At 61.4% G+C, this 15,819-nt stretch carries 13 protein-coding genes; 8 read left to right on the top strand and 5 right to left on the bottom strand.

The window, feature by feature from the left end:
• Window positions 1–54 precede the first annotated feature (54 nt).
• From Q355_RS15260 to Q355_RS0102280, 5 genes are all read left to right on the top strand, one after another.
• Complete coding sequence (locus Q355_RS15260) at window positions 55–816, top strand: hypothetical protein (protein WP_245597460.1); 762 nt, start codon at window positions 55–57, stop codon at window positions 814–816.
• A 461-nt stretch (window positions 817–1,277) separates the two neighbouring features.
• Window positions 1,278–3,104, top strand: coding sequence for an SBBP repeat-containing protein (locus Q355_RS0102295; protein ID WP_027876295.1), 1,827 nt, complete (start codon window positions 1,278–1,280; stop codon window positions 3,102–3,104).
• Between the two features lie 235 nt (window positions 3,105–3,339).
• Window positions 3,340–4,530 (top strand): DegT/DnrJ/EryC1/StrS family aminotransferase, encoded by a 1,191-nt coding sequence (locus Q355_RS0102290; protein WP_027876294.1) that lies wholly within the window; start codon window positions 3,340–3,342, stop codon window positions 4,528–4,530.
• Window positions 4,531–4,545: 15 nt separating this feature from the next.
• A complete protein-coding gene (locus tag Q355_RS0102285; RefSeq protein WP_027876293.1) occupies window positions 4,546–6,117 on the top strand; it encodes an NAD-dependent epimerase/dehydratase family protein in 1,572 nt (523 codons plus the stop codon).
• A gap of 114 nt (window positions 6,118–6,231) precedes the next feature.
• Entirely contained in the window at window positions 6,232–8,571 is a 2,340-nt protein-coding gene (locus Q355_RS0102280) for a PA14 domain-containing protein (protein ID WP_245597459.1), read from the top strand.
• On the opposite strand, the gene Q355_RS0102275 is transcribed toward Q355_RS0102280, so the two are convergent.
• Complete coding sequence (locus tag Q355_RS0102275; protein ID WP_245597458.1) at window positions 8,568–10,022, bottom strand: right-handed parallel beta-helix repeat-containing protein; 1,455 nt, start codon at window positions 10,020–10,022, stop codon at window positions 8,568–8,570. The genes Q355_RS0102280 and Q355_RS0102275 overlap by 4 nt on opposite strands.
• A gap of 283 nt (window positions 10,023–10,305) precedes the next feature.
• Between Q355_RS0102275 and Q355_RS0102270 the strand changes: the two genes are divergently transcribed.
• Window positions 10,306–11,253: a glycosyltransferase family 4 protein gene (locus Q355_RS0102270; protein ID WP_027876290.1), complete on the top strand. Its 948-nt coding sequence runs from the start codon at window positions 10,306–10,308 to the stop codon at window positions 11,251–11,253.
• A 102-nt stretch (window positions 11,254–11,355) separates the two neighbouring features.
• On the opposite strand, the gene Q355_RS0102265 is transcribed toward Q355_RS0102270, so the two are convergent.
• From Q355_RS0102265 to Q355_RS0102250, 4 genes are all read right to left on the bottom strand, one after another.
• Complete coding sequence (locus tag Q355_RS0102265; RefSeq protein WP_027876289.1) at window positions 11,356–11,631, bottom strand: hypothetical protein; 276 nt, start codon at window positions 11,629–11,631, stop codon at window positions 11,356–11,358.
• Between the two features lie 44 nt (window positions 11,632–11,675).
• Complete coding sequence (locus tag Q355_RS0102260) at window positions 11,676–12,575, bottom strand: complex I NDUFA9 subunit family protein (RefSeq protein ID WP_027876288.1); 900 nt, start codon at window positions 12,573–12,575, stop codon at window positions 11,676–11,678.
• A gap of 7 nt (window positions 12,576–12,582) precedes the next feature.
• On the bottom strand, window positions 12,583–13,173 hold the full coding sequence (ldrP, locus tag Q355_RS0102255; RefSeq protein WP_027876287.1) for a transcriptional regulator LdrP: 591 nt from the start codon (window positions 13,171–13,173) through the stop codon (window positions 12,583–12,585).
• Between the two features lie 70 nt (window positions 13,174–13,243).
• Window positions 13,244–14,125, bottom strand: coding sequence for a MerR family transcriptional regulator (locus Q355_RS0102250; RefSeq protein WP_027876286.1), 882 nt, complete (start codon window positions 14,123–14,125; stop codon window positions 13,244–13,246).
• A gap of 121 nt (window positions 14,126–14,246) precedes the next feature.
• On the opposite strand from Q355_RS0102250, the gene Q355_RS0102245 reads away from it, so the two are divergent.
• Window positions 14,247–14,924 carry a class I SAM-dependent methyltransferase gene (locus Q355_RS0102245; protein WP_027876285.1) on the top strand — a complete coding sequence of 226 codons (678 nt, stop codon included), beginning with the start codon at window positions 14,247–14,249 and terminating at the stop codon, window positions 14,922–14,924.
• A gap of 40 nt (window positions 14,925–14,964) precedes the next feature.
• On the top strand, window positions 14,965–15,792 hold the full coding sequence (locus Q355_RS0102240) for a phytoene/squalene synthase family protein (protein ID WP_027876284.1): 828 nt from the start codon (window positions 14,965–14,967) through the stop codon (window positions 15,790–15,792).
• Window positions 15,793–15,819: the final 27 nt, after the last annotated feature.

Below are 15,819 nucleotides of genomic sequence, written 5' to 3'. Positions count from 1 at the left end.
CGATTCAAGGCCCTTTTGCGGCAGGGATGGTACAGGTTATACTCCGACTTCTTGTTGCCCAACCGAACGGCCGAACTGCGCGGGCTGCTCGAGCGGGCCCTGGCCCAGGGCTACGAGGTGCACTCCATCGCCTCGATCTGGGAAAAGATCAAGGCGGGGGGTTTAGGGCAGGGTCTGTACCTGGTTTTGCGCCTGGACATCGACACCGATTTACGCACCACACGGGCTTTGTGGCAGGTGATGCGCGAGATGAAGGTCAGGGGCTCGTTTTACTTCAGGCTGTCCACGCTCGATGTGGGCCTGATGCAGGAGATTCACGCCGCTGGCAGCGAGGCCAGCTATCACTACGAAGAAATCGCCACCTATGCTAAGCTTCACCGCCTCAAGAGCCGTGCCGAGGTCGAGGCCCGGATGCCGGCCATCCGGGCTTTGTTTGCAGAAAACTACCGCAGGGTGAAGGCCCTTACCGGCCTGCCACTGCACACCGTGGCCTCGCACGGCGATTGGCTCAACCGCCGGCTGGGGATAACCAACCTCGAGCTGCTGCAAGACCCGTCCTTGCGCGAGGCCCTGGGTATCGAGCTCGAGGCCTACGACCAGGCCCTGCACCGTCATTACGCCCGGCGCTACTCCGATGGCGCGTACCCCAGCCTCTGGCTGGACGGCGACCCCTTAGAGGCGCTGGAAAACCGGCTTTCTGTTGTGGAAATTTTGATGCACCCACGGCACTGGGCGGCCAACGTGCCTGTTAACCTGCGGGACAATATCCAGCGTATTGGCGAAGAGCTGCTCTACCGCAGCCTGCCCGCGCGCTAAACTGCCCGCCGAGGCACACTTCAGGCGGCATGCCTGTGCTTTTTGACCGTATCGGATGGGGGGGTGTGCGCCGGTCGAGCTGTTTGGAATAAAGCCAAACGCTTGCTGGGGTGGGGGTGTGCCCTTGTTGGGTACGCTGTTTTTGAGGCATCCGGATCAGGCTAAAACCCCGTTTGGTGTGATTCCGTACGTTAATGCAGCGTTACGCTTTGGCGGGACTGGGGGTGTCTGCACCTGAGGCCCGCATCGCCAGGGCCGAGGGGCCAGCACAGTTCTGAAGGGCATACCTCGTTGCTACCAGGCGGGTGCGGTATTACTAGCACTGGGCTCACCGGTACGGGCCTGCGTTAAGGCCTGGTGTAATGCGCGTTTCTTCGGTTTGTTTGACGCTTGTAAAACCCTGCCTTGGCGCTACACTCGAACTCTAGGATCACCGAGATCCGAACTCAAGGAGGTACTCCATGACCCATCGCTGGTTACTACTACTTTTAACTGCCCTGTTCCTTGCTGCGTGCGGAGGAGGAGGGGCGCCCACCATTAACTCCATCGAGGTGACCCCTGACACGGCCAGCAAGCGGGTGGGCCAGACCCAGCAGTTTACCGCGGTGGCCAAGGACGCCAGCGGCAACACCATCCCCGACGTGACCTTTACCTGGAGCTCGAACGACCCCAGCGTGGCCACGGTGAACAACAACGGCCTGGCCACTGCGGTGGCGGAGGGTACGGCCACCATCACCGCCAGCGCGGGGGGCAAGAGCGGCACTGCCACCCTGAACGTGACACCCATCCCCACCTTTACCGTGGGCGTTGAGGTGCGCTACCTGAACGGCAGCGGCCTGGTGCTGGCCCTGGGCACCCAGATCAAGGCCATCAGCGCCAACGGCAGCTTTACCTTCGACACCCCCGTGCAGGACGGCACCTACACCGTTAGCGTGCAGACCCAGCCCACCGACCCGGACCAGAACTGCACCGTCTCCCCCAGCAGCGTAACCGTGAGCGGGGCCAACGTGACCAACCTGGTGGTGGAGTGCAGACCCTACACCAAGTGGCTGGCCTCTGCCGAGATGGACAAAGGCAACGCCATCACCACCGACGCCAGCGGCAACGTGATTGTGGCAGGCCTGTCTAAAGACGAGCTGGGCAATAGGGTTGGTCCGCTGGCCCTGGCCTTCCCGGACGTGGTGGTGGCCAAGTATGCCCCCAACGGCACCCGGCTGTGGGTCAAGCAGTTCACCGTGGGCGACCCCAACACCTCGCCCAACGTGGAGTCGCAGGCCAAAGGGGTGGCCACCGATGCGGCTGGCAACATCTACGTGGTGGGCAATGCGTATGTTGCGGCCAGCGGGGCCTTCAAGGGCTTTGTGCTGAAGCTCGATCCGGATGGCAACAGAATTGCCTCCATAAAGCTCGATGAGACCAGCCCTGCTGAAAACGGCCTGAACGCGGTGGTGGTAGAGGGGACCAGCCTCTACCTGGGCGGCTATACTGCCGGAGTTGTAAAAACTGGTGTAACCAATGCGGGCCTGGATGACGCTGCCTTGTACAAGTACAACCTTGACCTTACCCCCACCTCTGAACCCGATTGGCCCGTCCAATTTGGTTCCCTCGGCAACGACCGAATTACAGCCATCGGTGTGGATTCGGCGGGAAATGTCTATGCCGCTGGCTTTGCCAGTGGAGCACTGCCGGGCCAGACGGCGCTGCGCGATACCGACGCCTTTGTGGTCAAGTACAACAGCAGCGGAACGCAGCAGTGGGTGCGCCAATTCGGCACCCCATTTGGCGATTCCGCCAACGCCCTGGCAGTGGTGGACTCGGACGTGTACGTGACGGGTTACGTGGCTGGGCCATATGAGACGGGCTTCCCCTACAACGGCGGCACCGACCTGTTCGTGACCAAGTTTGCTGCGGATGGCAGCGAGGGCTGGAAGAAGCAGTTTAGCCCAGCTGACAACCCAGCTGACCCCGTCAAGATTAACCCCTACGGCATCGCCGCCGATGCCTCGGGCAACGTCTACATTGTGGGGGATGTCAACACCTCGGTGGACGGCTCCCAGACCCACAATGGGGGCCAAGACATCTTCATCCTGCAGTTCCTGGCCAGCGGCACCATGGGCTGGGCCCGCCAGCAGGGTAGTGCCCAGGACGAGATTGCCCTGGCCGTTACCCTGCGCGGCAGCGACCTCTACCTGACCGGCTGGAGCAAGGGCGCCCTGGATGGCTATACCAACGCTGGCCAGGAGGATATCTTCGTGCTGAAGTACGATACCTCCGGCAGCAAGAAGTAGCGCAGGGCCCATGCGGGGGCTTGGGGGATATCCCTCGAGCCCCCTTTCCTTTTGGAGGGGGCGTTATACGCATCGTTACGCGGGAGTTGCGTGCCATTAATGAACCCCTTCTCAGCGTAACGCGATATACGCTGCGGTTAGTAGAGGGGAATTCTGCCGAATAACGCCATCATAACGATGCCTACGCTACACTTTCTGCTATATTCGGGCGCAGCACCCCTAAAGGAGCACTTATATGCTAAAAGAACCGTTCAGCACCATGCCTTTTGCTCCATGGCCATACTTTGAACCCGACGAGATTGAGGCTGCTGTAAAGGTGCTTCAGTCCGGCAAGGTGAACTACTGGACAGGCCAGGAGGGCCGCCTCTTCGAGCGCGAGTTTGCCGATTATGTAGGCACCAAGCACGCCATTGCCCTGCACAACGGCACGGTGGCGCTCGAGCTGGCCCTCTACGCTATGGGGGTGGGGGAGGGCGACGAGGTCGTTACCACCCCGCGCACCTTTATTGCCTCGGCCAGCGCGGTGGTGATGCGGGGGGCCCGGCCCATCATGGCCGATATTGATCGCGACAGCGGCCTGATTACCGCCGAGAGCATCGAGCGGGTCATCACCCCTCGAACCAAGGCCATCATTGTGGTACACCTGGCCGGCTGGCCGGCGGATATGGACGCCATTATGGAGCTGGCCCGCAAGCACAACCTGTGGGTTATCGAAGACTGCGCCCAGGCCCACGGGGCCAGGTACAAAGGCCGCAGCGTGGGTTCGATTGGCCATGCCGGGGCCTGGTCTTTTTGCCAGGACAAAATCCTCACCACCGGCGGTGAGGGGGGTATGCTTACCCTCAACGACGACGAACTATGGAATAAAGCCTGGAGCTTTAAAGACCATGGCAAGAGCTACGACGCGGTTTATAACCGCCAGCACCCGCCGGGGTTCCGCTGGCTGCACGAGGACTTCGGCACCAACTGGCGGATGCTCGAGGTGCAGTCGGCCATTGGCCGGGTGATCCTGCGCAAGCTGGACGGCTGGGTGGAAAAGCGCCGGGCAAACGCCCACTACCTGAGCGAGCGTTTCCGCCAGATTCCGGCCCTGCGGGTGCCCGAGGTGCCCGCCCACCTGTACCACGCCTACTACAAGTACTACGTGTACGTGCGCCCCGAGATGCTCAAGCCCGGCTGGAACCGCGACCGCATCATGCAGGCCGTGAGCGAGATGGGCATCCCCTGCATGAGCGGTAGTTGCAGCGAGATTTACCTCGAGAAAGCCTTTGCCCGGCGGGGCTGGCAGCCTGCCGAACGGTTGCCGGTAGCCAAGGAGCTGGGCGAAACCTCGCTGATGTTCCTGGTGCACCCCACCCTTGGCCCGGCCCATATGCAGGCTGCCGCCGATGCCGTCGAACGGGTGATGGAACAAGCTTCAATCTAAGGGGGGAAGCAGGGCATGGTTTATTTGAAGGAGTTGCGTTTGACCGCCGATGTGATCTTGCGAATTTTGGCAGACCAGCTCATGGTGGCCGCTAGTTTTGCTGTGGCCATGGTGATTCACCTGCTGTGGGCCTACCGTGGCGCAGCCGATGCCGCGCTGTTGGGGGCCTATGCCAAAATTTACGGCGAGAACGTGGTCATTTTAATGGCCATTACGTTTTTGGTTTTTGCTGCGAGTGGTTTTTATACCAGGGGTCGTGCCTATCAGAGCCGCTACAAGATGCTGGTGGTGGCCCAGGCGGTTATGCTGGCCTATCTCATTTTTGGCTTTGCCGTGTTCATGTTACCGCTGGTCGACCCCCCGCGCTCGGTGTTGTTCGCCAGCGGCTTCTTCACCCTGGTTCTTACCCTGGCCTCGAGGGCCTGGGTACACTACTGGGATAGCGTCGAGGCCCGGCGCAAGGCCAAGGCCAACCCCATTCCCCCTCTAACCGCCGACGACCGCACCATTTTGGTGATTGGAGGGGCGGGCTATATTGGCTCCGGGCTGCTGCCCAGGCTGCTCGAGCGGGGCTACCGGGTGCGCCTGCTGGATCTGCTCTTGTTTGGTAAAGAGCCCATCGCCCAGGTGTTGCACCATCCCAACCTCGAGATCATTCAGGCCGACTTCCGCCAGGTGGACAAGGTGGTGGAGGCCATGCGGGGGGTGGATACGGTGGTGCACCTGGGGGGGTTGGTGGGCGACCCGGCCTGTGCCCTTGACGAAAACCTCACCATCGAGATCAACCTGGTAGCCACCCGCACCATCGCCGAAATTGCCAAAGGGATGCACGTCCGCCGGTTTATCTTCGCCAGTACCTGCTCGGTATACGGGGCCAGTGACCAGATTCTCAACGAACGCAGCAACCTCAACCCGGTCTCGCTCTATGCACGCAGCAAAATTGCTTCCGAACAGGTGCTGCACCAGCTCCAGAGCGACGATTTTTCGGTGGTCATCCTGCGCTTTGGCACCATCTATGGCCTCTCGGGGCGTACCAGATTCGACCTGGTGGTCAACCTGCTTACGGCCAAAGCCGTGGTGGAGAAGAAAATTACCGTGTTTGGGGGCGATCAGTGGCGGCCTTTCGTGCACGTGGATGATGCGGCGCGCGCGGTTATGCTGGCAGTGGAAGCCCCCAAGGAGCACGTGCATAACCAGACCTTTAATGTGGGCAGCAACGAGGGCAACATGACCTTAGGCATGGTGGGTGAGCTGGTTAAGAAACTGGTTCCCGATGCCGAACTGATCGACTCGGGGCGCGACGGCGACCGGCGCAACTACCGCGTGGACTTTTCCAAAATTCGCAATATGTTGGGTTTTGAGCCACAATGGACGGTGGAGCAGGGCATCCAGCAAGTTATAGAGGCGCTGCAGAGCGGCAAGGTGCGCGACTATAAAGCGGCCATGTACTCCAACGTCAAGTACCTCACCGAGGGGGCTGCCTCGGATGCCGTGAAACAGTACTACCTGGGCTGGGAGAAGTCCCTGATTCAGCAGACCTATGAAGCGAAGGAGGAGCAGGGGGCCATAACTGTGCCCCAGGCCTAGCGATGCGATCAACTTGCTGCAGAGAGGGGCGGTAAGGCGATTTGGGAATGATGAACGAGGTGATAGGTGAATAAGGTACTAGCCCTTCCGAGAAGTGGTTTGTTATTAGCGCTTGTGTTGGCTTTGCTGAGCCTGGCCGCTTGTAACACCGTCCCCAGGCCCCCGGCAACCCCCACCAACTTCCGGGCCATCCCCTACGACACGCCCAAGGTGGTGCTTAGCTGGGATGCGGTACCGGGGGCTTCGGTGTATGTGCTCGAGCGCAGGGTAGGCAGCGCCGATTTTGTTGTGCTGGCTAGCGTAACAAACCCCCAGTACACCGACAGCAGCGTCGAGTATAGCACCCACTACACCTACCGCCTCACCGCTCGCAACAACGGTGGCAGCAGCCCGCCGGTTGTCCTTGAGGTAACTACCCTTGAAGCGCCAGGCTTTGTCGTCATCGATCCCCTGGTCAGCCCCGACTACGGCCTTGACGTGGAATACTTCGACAACCCCGATCTGACCGGCCTGTACTTCCGCCGCATCGAGAGCGATATCAACCACAACTTCTCCGGCCAGCCTCCCCTGCCGGGCATGGGAGCCGACACCTTTAGCATCCGCTGGACGGGCCTCCTCACCGCCCCGGTCAGCGGAAACTACACCTTTACCGTGCTGGCCGACGATGGGGTGCGGCTATGGGTCAACAACCAGCTTTTGATTAACGCCTGGTTCGACCAGGGCCTCACCCGCCGCACCGCTCAGGTAAGCCTAACTGGGGGGCAGGCCTACCCCATCAGGCTGGAGTACTACAACCAAGACGCCCGCGGGGCCATCAAGCTGCGCTGGGCCTACCCCGGCCAGCCCGAGCAGATCGTGCCGCCAGAAGCCTTTGTACGCGACCAAAAAGCCCGCATCGGCTACTTTGGCCCCAAGCTGCCCTGGCCCACCGTGGCCACCCACGCCGCCCTGCTGCCCGATGGCCGGGTCATGACCTTCCACGGCCTCGACCCCGTAGGCAAGGGCCAGAGCGATAACTACCGCGACTACAGCAAGCACAACTCGACCCAGGTCTTCGTCTGGACCCCCGGCACCCCCACCGACGCCCAGAGCCAGGCCCGCTACGACAACACCCGCACCGACCTCTTCTGTGCGGGCTATGTGCTGGCGGCCAACGGCAAGCTCTACCTGGCCGGGGGCAACCTGGGCTACGACTACAGCGCCAGCGGGGAAGAAAATGGCTTTGCAGCAGGGCATACCCACACCAACATCTTCGACCCCAGCTCCAATAGCTGGAGCGCAGGCCCCGACATGACCCAGGGCCGCTGGTACCCCAGCATGATTACCCTGCCCAACGAGGAGATGCTGATCATTGGGGGCAACGCCGACCAGCACAACGGCAACGGCATCGACGACGACAAAAACTACATTGCCGATGTCTGGAACCCTTTTACCAACACCCTGCGCCGCCTGACCTCGGCCAACTCATTTGGGAAGGCCATTGAGCACTTTTATCCCTGGGTGCATGTGGCCCCCAACGGCGAGGTTTTTCTCTCGGGAAGCTACAAATACTGGTACTACCTCAATACCAATGGTACGGGCTCTTGGAGCGACTATTATTTGCAAACCTACAACCGCTATTACGGCTCCTCGGTGATGTACCAGCCGGGCAAGATTCTGGTGCTGGGCGGTGGCTGGGAAAGGTTCTCTGGCCCACAAGGGGGCGAAACGGCCCAGGTCATCGAGCTGAACGCCGGCAACCAGAACGCTAGAGTGCGGGACGTGCCCCCGATGGCCCACAAGCGCACCCACCTGAACGCCACCTTGATGCCCGATGGGCGCATCTTTGTGAACGGCGGTAACCAGGATGGGTGGAATTTCAGCAACGCAACGGCGGTCTACGAAAGCGAGATCTGGTCGCCCAGAACCGAGACCTTCAAGCGGGCCGCCGAGGCCAAGTGCCCCCGCACCTACCACTCCACCGCCCTGCTGCTGCTCGACGGCACCATCATCACCATGGGCGGCGGGGCGACTGGGAGTGACGACCCGTCTAGCGCGCCCGAGTGCGATAAAACCAAAGGTAACGCCCAGAAGGTCAACCAGCTCAACGCCGAGATCTACTACCCGCCCTACCTGCACAACGCCGACGGCAGTCCGGCCAGCCGTCCGATTATCCAGGCCGCGCCGAACCGGATCAGCTACGGTCAGAGCTTTACCCTGACCACCGACCTGCCCGCCTCGGCAGTGGATCGGGTAACCATAGTGGCCTTTGGCGCGGTAACCCACGCCTTCAACATGGGCCAGCGCTTTTTAGAGCTGAGCTTTACCCGCAGCGGCCCCAACAGCCTTGAGGTAACCGCTCCGGCCAGCGCCAACCTGGCAACCCCCGGCTTCTACCAGCTCTATGTGCTGGATGGCCGGGGGGTGCCTTCGGAGGCCAAGGTGGTGCGTCTGCGGGATGCCAGCCTACCCTAGCGCACCTCGAAGGGGCCTAGGTCGGGGGCGGAGCCCTGGAGGCGGGGCCGGGCCTGGAAGTCAATTGCGGGGGCCCGCTCGCTGATGCCTTTGTCGATGGCCGGGCTGCTGCTTTGCAGGGTGTATTCGCCGCTGCCGTCCGGCTGATAGTTCACAAAACCGGGGTCGAGGCTCAGGCTGCCCTGTTGGGTGCTGGTTTGTAGACGCCAGTTGGTGGCGTTGTTCCAGGCCAGGTTGTTAACAAACCGGTTAACCCCGGTGTTGCCCTCCTCGCTGATGCCGCGGGGGTTGCCCACCACGATGTTGTTGGCTACCAGGAAGTTTTCGGCTTTGTAGCCGCGGGTGTTGTCGCCCGAGCCCACCGAGATGCCGCCGTAGAGGTTGGAGAAGGAAAGGTTGTTGCTGATGGTAACGGCGGTGGCGGCATGCCAGGTGGTAATGCCAAAGCCTCGAGCCCGGTAGATGATGTTGTTTTGTACCATGCCGCGGGGGGCACCCTGGTAGATGCCGTGGATGCGGGTACAAAAGCCGGCTGAAAGGTCGCCGATATCGTGCACCAGGTTGCCCAGCATGACCCCATCGGACGAGTCGGGTGAGCTCATGTTGACGCCCGCCCCGCCATTGCTGTCGCACTGGGCCCTGATGCCGTAGACGTGGTTAAAGAGAAAGCGGTTGTAGGGAGCCCAGCTGATGATGCCGCTGTTGCTGGCCCCGGTTACCTCGAAGCCGACAACGTCTACATAGCTGCCGCGCACGTCGATGCCAAAGAGGGCGCCCTGGGCGTTGAGTTTGGCACCCCAACGGGATTCAGAGGCGATGGTGATGCGCTGGGAGGCAGTACCGGAGACAGTAACCTGCACGGACTCGTTGTAGCTGCCCGGGAGCACCCGCAGGACGTCGCCGGGCTTGAGTTTCTGGACGGCGAAGGAGAGGGTGGCCCAGGGGCGCTCGCGTGAGCCGTCGTTGGCGTTGCTGCCGCTGGGGCTTACGTAGTAGGTGGGGCCGTTGGGCAGGGTGTAGCCGCCGTAGTCGGCACCAATTGTGCCACCACCTGAACCACCACCTGCGTCACCGCTGCCCGAACTTCCAACCTGTAGGTTCAGGGTGGCGCTGGCACTCAGACCTTCGGCATCGTAGGCCCTGATCACCGCGGTGTTGTTACCGCTTACCAGCGGAATCCAGAAAATGATGTTGCCACTCTGGGTAGGTTGAATCGAGATGTCCTGTTCGGAACCACCATTCACCTGGCGGGTCAGGCGGGTGACGGCCTTGTCGTCGCTAACGCTCACCTCGGCCCTGGTACCGGTGCCGCTGATGGTGGCCCCGTTGGATGGGCTAAGGATGCGTAGGCTGGGCCTCTGGTTGGAAGAAGAGGAGGGGGGTGATACCTGACCGTCGGTGGCGCAGGCCGCCAACAACCCAACCAGCAGAAGGAAGAACCATTGTTTCATTGGGCATAGCTCCTTGGGTAAAGGCGTTTGGTTTACCCTGGCTGGAACAGGAAGAAGTACCGTCCCGACCTCAGCCGTTACAGACCATATAGGAGCAAGCAAAGAGTTTTTTCAGAGCAACGTTAAGTGCATCTTTAGAAAAGTAACGCGACAAGTCACACCCTTATGCTGTGGAGGCTTATCGGCAAGTGGCAAACAAACATGCCTCTTCTCACAAGGCCCCTATTCTTTAGAAGGCAGGGGGCTTGTGGGGCCCCAACCCGCAGAAAACGGAAGGACGTGTATGTTTAATGAACTGCTGCTGGCTTTGTTGGCGACACTAACAGCTATTGTTTTTGTGGGGTTAAGCATTCCGATTGCGCGACGCCTGGGTATTGTTGACCGGCCAGGGGCAATCAAGATTCATGCCATGCCCACCCCGCGCTTTGGCGGTGTAGGGATTGTGGCCAGCGTGCTGGTCTGGGGTTATTACACCCAGGCGGTCTCTGGCTGGGCTTTACTGGGATTGCTGGTTATTGCCCTTACGGGTGCCCTGGACGACCGTTTCGGCCTTTCGCCCAGGCTGCGCTTGCTGGCCGAGCTGGTGGCAGGGCTTGGGCTGGGCCTGCACTTCTGGGAGCCTTTGGGCGGGCTGGGACTGGTGCTGGGCGTGGTGCTGGTGCCGCTGATGTCCAACGCGGTCAACCTGATTGACGGCATGAATGGCCTGGCTGCCGGCAATGCCCTTATTTCGGTGGTGGGGATGGCCATCTTGCTGTGGCAAAGCTCAACCGAGGCCAGTCTGACGGTGGTGCTGGCCGGAAGCCTGCTGGGCTTCTTGCTGTGGAACTACCCTCGAGCCAAAACTTTCATGGGCGACTGCGGCAGCTTGAGCATTGGCTATCTGCTGGCCATGTTGCTGCTGGTGGCTGCGAGTGAGGGCTGGGCTACTTTTTTGGCAGCGCTGGTTATGGTGGGTTTTCCCCTTTACGACACGGCTGCGGGCATTATCCGACGCTGGCGCCGGGGCAAGCCCATTTTTGACGGAGATCGTGACCACACCTACGACCGGCTCGACCAGCTTTACCTGCAAGACCCAGCCAAGACGGTGGCGGTGGTGTGGCTGGTGAGCGGGGTTCTGGTGCTGGTGGGCCTTGTGGTAAGCCAGATGGGCCTGGGCACAGGGCTGCTTTTGAGTGTTTTGCTGGCTGGCATTTTGTTTTGGGGGGCGTACAAGCTGGGCTCGCTGTAGGCTCTTGCCGGCGCCGGAGGGATTTTCACAAAGACCAGACCCGGCCTGGGTTGCGCATGTCAAAAGCCAGCAGGCTTTGCCCCGATAGGCCAGAGGGCAGGCCTATTCGGCGACACGCTCCTGGGCAGGGCTGTTTTCCAGCGCCCGGCGACACTCGCGGAACACGTACAGTGCCAGTACCGTAAAGGGTAGGTCGAGCTCGAGGGCTTCTTGCACGGCAAAATAGCGTGCTGGGTCGGAGGCACGAACACGGGGAGCCAGAGCTGCCCACAGCCTGAGCAGGCTTTCGCGGTTGCGCGGAAGGGCTTCCTCAAAGCGTTTGAGGGGGTCGGTGGGCGTATGCATTTTCAACAGGTAAGGCCGAGCGGACTCAGTCACGCCCTCAGGGTAGACCTGCCTGTGTTTTTCAACAGTATTCCAGACTAAGCACCAACCAACCGTTTAGTTGAGAGGATGTTGGGCAGTTCTGCTTCTAGTGAACGCTCCTCCAGGCTAAAGGCGTTGCGCATGTAAACGGGGTCGGCGGTGTTGCCCATTTTTAGCTGGCGGTACTGATCCAGGGTGATGGGGCTAAAAGGCAGGGGAGAAATAAGGGGCACCACCAGATCCATCAGGGCTAGGGGAATAGGGAGCAGGGGTTTGCGAGAGCCCAGGGTATCGCGCACCAAAAGCAGCAGTTCGCGGAAGGTGTATTCTTTGGGCCCGACCAGGTTGTAGCTGCGGTGAATGGTGCCAGGGCGCTTTAGGGCTTGTTCGAAGGCCATGACCACGTCCCCTACCCAGATGGGGCGGAAAACAAAGCTGCCGTCGCCAATCAGGGGTATGAAGGGAAGAGGCGCGCTGACCAGGCCCTTCAGCACACCGCCAAAAAACTCATCGCCCCGGCCAAAAATCAGGCTTGGGCGCAGAATGGTCCAGTCCAGCCCGGAGGTCTGCACCAGCTCTTCGGCCTCGGCCTTGGTCTCGTAGTAGCGGCTGCCGGTGCCGCGGGCGGCGCCTAGCGCGGACATGTGTACGAACCGGGGAATGCCGGCGGCCTTGGCTGCGGCCAGGCTGTGGCGCACCCCCTCCACGTGGGCCAGCCGGAAGGTCTGGCCGTCCCGCTCGCGGATGATACCCACCAGATAGATAAGCGCTTCCTGGCCCTGGGCCGCCTCGAGCAGGCCCTCGTTTTTGGCAGCATCGGCCACCACATAGCGCACCCCCTCGAGGGGCCCCTCACCGCGCCTCGAGGCCACCGTTACCTGGTGACCCTGGGCCAGCAGGTGCTGGGCCATGTGGCTGCCCACATAGCCGCTGCCACCAATAAGGAGAACCTTCATGCCCACCTCAGACTGCTTGCAGCATCCGACTCTCGGCCTCGAGTTCCAGGGACTTGCGGTCGACCAGATAAATCTTGCGGTAGCCAGTGTCCAGCAGACCCTCGTGGCGCAGGTCGGAGAGCAGCTTGCTCACCGACTCGCGGGTAGAAGCGGTGGCATCGGCGATTTCTTCGTGGCTGGCGGTCACAAAAACCCCACGCTCGTCGCGCCCCTGGGCGGCGGTGTCGGCCAGGTAGAGCAGGTAACGGCAGATGCGGCTGCGCAGCTCGCCCCATTGGAGGTGGGTTTCGTAGGCCTGCACCTGTGCCATCTGGTTGGCCAGGCTGGCCGCCAGGGCCCGCAGGTCGTCGTTGGAGAGGGTTTTGGGATCGACCGCAAAAGCCGCTGCTTCGGTGAGGGCTTCGGCGGTGTACTTGTACTGCCGCTCCGAGAGCACCTCCTCGCCAAAGTAGTCCCCCGGCAGCACGTGGCGCAGGGTGAGCTGGCGGCCATCGGGTAGTATCTCGATGATGCGCACCAGGCCGCGCTCAAGGTGGTACAGCGCATCTGCGCGGTCGCCTGCCCGGTAAATCACTTCTTTCCTGCGTACCTTTTTCATACTGTCTCCTTGCTGCCAAACCTGCACTGTAACCAGCGTGAGCCTCGAGCCATACCAGCGCTTTTTCTGCTTACCACAAGCCAGCCTCCTTTAGGGTTGCCGAGAGCGCATCGGCCAGGACTCGGGGGTCGTTGCCCATGTAACGCGCCCCCAGGCGCTCGACCAGGCGGGGGTCGTTGGCTGCGGCCTGTCCACCCACCACCACCACCGGCGCCAGGCCGCGCAGGGCCTCCTGGGGCAGCGACTCCAGTGAAATGGGCTGCACCGCCGAAAGCACCACGGCTTTGGCCCCTGTGCGCTCGGCAAACGACTTGAGGTCGGCCAGGGGGGTATTGGGCCCCAGGTAGTGCACGGTGTAGCCTGCCCGGCGCAAGAACAGGGCGGTAATCAGGCTCCCGATCTCGTGCTGTTCACCGGGCAGGGTAGAGACCACCAGGGTAGGCCCCAGCGAACCCCCCATCAGATTGAGCAGGCCCTGCAACGAGCCCCGCAGATAGGTGCTGGCGAAGTGCTCCTGTGCGGTGCTAACCCGGCCCATATGCCAGCCATCACCAATGCGGCGCAGGCAGGGCGAGATTACCTCCATCACCACCTTTTCTATCGGGTGCAGTTTGTAGGCTTCCGAGAGGACGCGCTCGGCGGATTCGGTGTCGGCCCGTAGCAGGGCCTCCTCGAGCTCCCTGGAAAGGGCCTCGGGGGGACGGGGGCCTTCCTGGATCAGGCCCTCGAGGTAGCGCTTGACGGCCTGGGCCGGGGCCACGCCTTCAGCAATCCACTGCTTGATGTGGCGCAGGGCCTCGAGGTCGGTCTCGCTGTACAACCTGTGTCCACCCGGCGAACGCTCGGGCCGGGGGAAGCCATACCGACGCTCCCACTGGCGGAGCAGAGCACTGGAAAGCCCGGTGCGCTCTTCTACTTCGGCAATGGTGTAAACCCCCAGGTCGCTTCGCATAAGTAAATCCCTCTATTGAAAAATAGTATACGCTACTGTATAACTTATGTCAAGGGTTTGTTGGAGTGTGTGTCCAGAGTTTGTTCAGTTTTAGGAACCTATCCCAGGTATAAGGTCATCCATGCGCGAATTGTTCCCAGATCAACGTCAAACCGCCCCTTTCACGCTGGCGGCCCGCACCAACCTGTGGCCCCTTACGGCCCGGGGCTACGAAATCTGGCGCAAACGGGCGCTCACACTGCTTTCGGGCCGACCTTTTCCGCTGGAAGAGGAGTTTTCCCTGATGCTTCAGTCGGTGCAGCCGGTGGCAGGGCGGGATTTTTTGGATTTAGGAACCTCTACGGGCTTATATGCCAGGGCTTTGCTCGAGGCGGGGGCGGCGCGGGTCTTTGCCCTCGACCTCTCGCCGGCCATGCTCAAGGTGGCCCTGCAGAAGGCTGGGGGACACGCAGGTTTCGTACCCCTGTTGGCTCGAGCCGAGGCCATCCCGCTGCCCGAGGCCTCGGTGGACGGGGTGGTGGTGGGGGGTAGCTGGAACGAATTTCCCAACCCCCAGCAGGTAGTGCACCAAATGTACCGGGTGCTCAAGCCGGGTGGGCGGCTGTGGATCATGTTCAGCCACCACTCCCCAGGCCCCTTACAGCGCGTGCTAGAATGGGCTGGGCTGCGCTTCCCCACCCTCCCGGAGCTAATGGACTCACTGTCCAAAAGTGGTTTCAAGGTAGACGGCTGGCGGGAAGGGTCGGTAGGATTTGTGATAGGGACAAAAGTCACTATTCAAGGGTCGGTGCATTCTTAGCCAAACAGTGCTTTTTTGTAAGTTGCTTCGGGAGATGCTTATGGAACCCAACTGGCAGGCTGTATCGGAAATCATCCGTCGCCATTCGGCTACGTTTTACTACGGTAGCCTGCTGTTTTGGGGCGAGGCCCGTAAAGGAGCCTGGGCTGTATATGCAGCCTGTCGTATTGGCGACGACGCCGTGGACGAATCCGTAAACCCGCTCGCCGACCTGAGCGAATGGTGGGCCGGTATCGAGCGGGCCTATGCCGGGGTTCCCAGGGAAGACTGGGAAATGGCTCTGACCTGGGCGCTAGAGCGCTGGGACATCCCCAAACAAGCCTTTGCCGATATGAAAGAGGGTTTTCTGGCCGACCTGAATCCGGTACGCCTGGAAGCTTTGGAGGAGCTTTACACCTACTGCTACCGGGTGGCCGGTACGGTGGGGCTGATGATTGCCCCCATTGGCGGGGCGGGCGAGGCAGGGCGCGACGCCGCCATCAAACTGGGCCAGGCCATGCAGCTCACCAACTGCCTGCGCGATGTGGGAGAAGACCTGGCCCTGGGGCGGGTCTACTTACCCGCCGAGCTGATGCACAAGCATGGGGTGTCCATCGAAGAGCTGCGCCAGGGCTACATCAGCCCGCGCTACGTGGCCCTGATGCGCGAACTGGCCCAGGAGGCCCGTCGGCTCTACCGCGAAGGCCTGGCCGGTCTGAAGTATCTGCAAACCGGGCGCGGGGCGGTGGCGCTAGCGGCCCTGCAGTACCAGGGTATTCTGGACAAGCTCGAGCTGAACGGCTGGGACAACCTCTCGCGCCGGGCCTCGCTCTCCACCTACGAGCGGGTGCTGCTTCTGCCCAAGGCCATCTGGCTACGGGGCGCTTGAAGCACGGTTCATCCCATTTTGAACGAG

The sequence above is a fragment of the Meiothermus cerbereus DSM 11376 genome (assembly GCF_000620065.1).
GTDB lineage: Bacteria > Deinococcota > Deinococci > Deinococcales > Thermaceae > Meiothermus > Meiothermus cerbereus.
The sequence above is the reverse complement of the archived record's forward strand: the minus strand, read 5'-3'. Positions and strand labels throughout refer to the sequence as shown.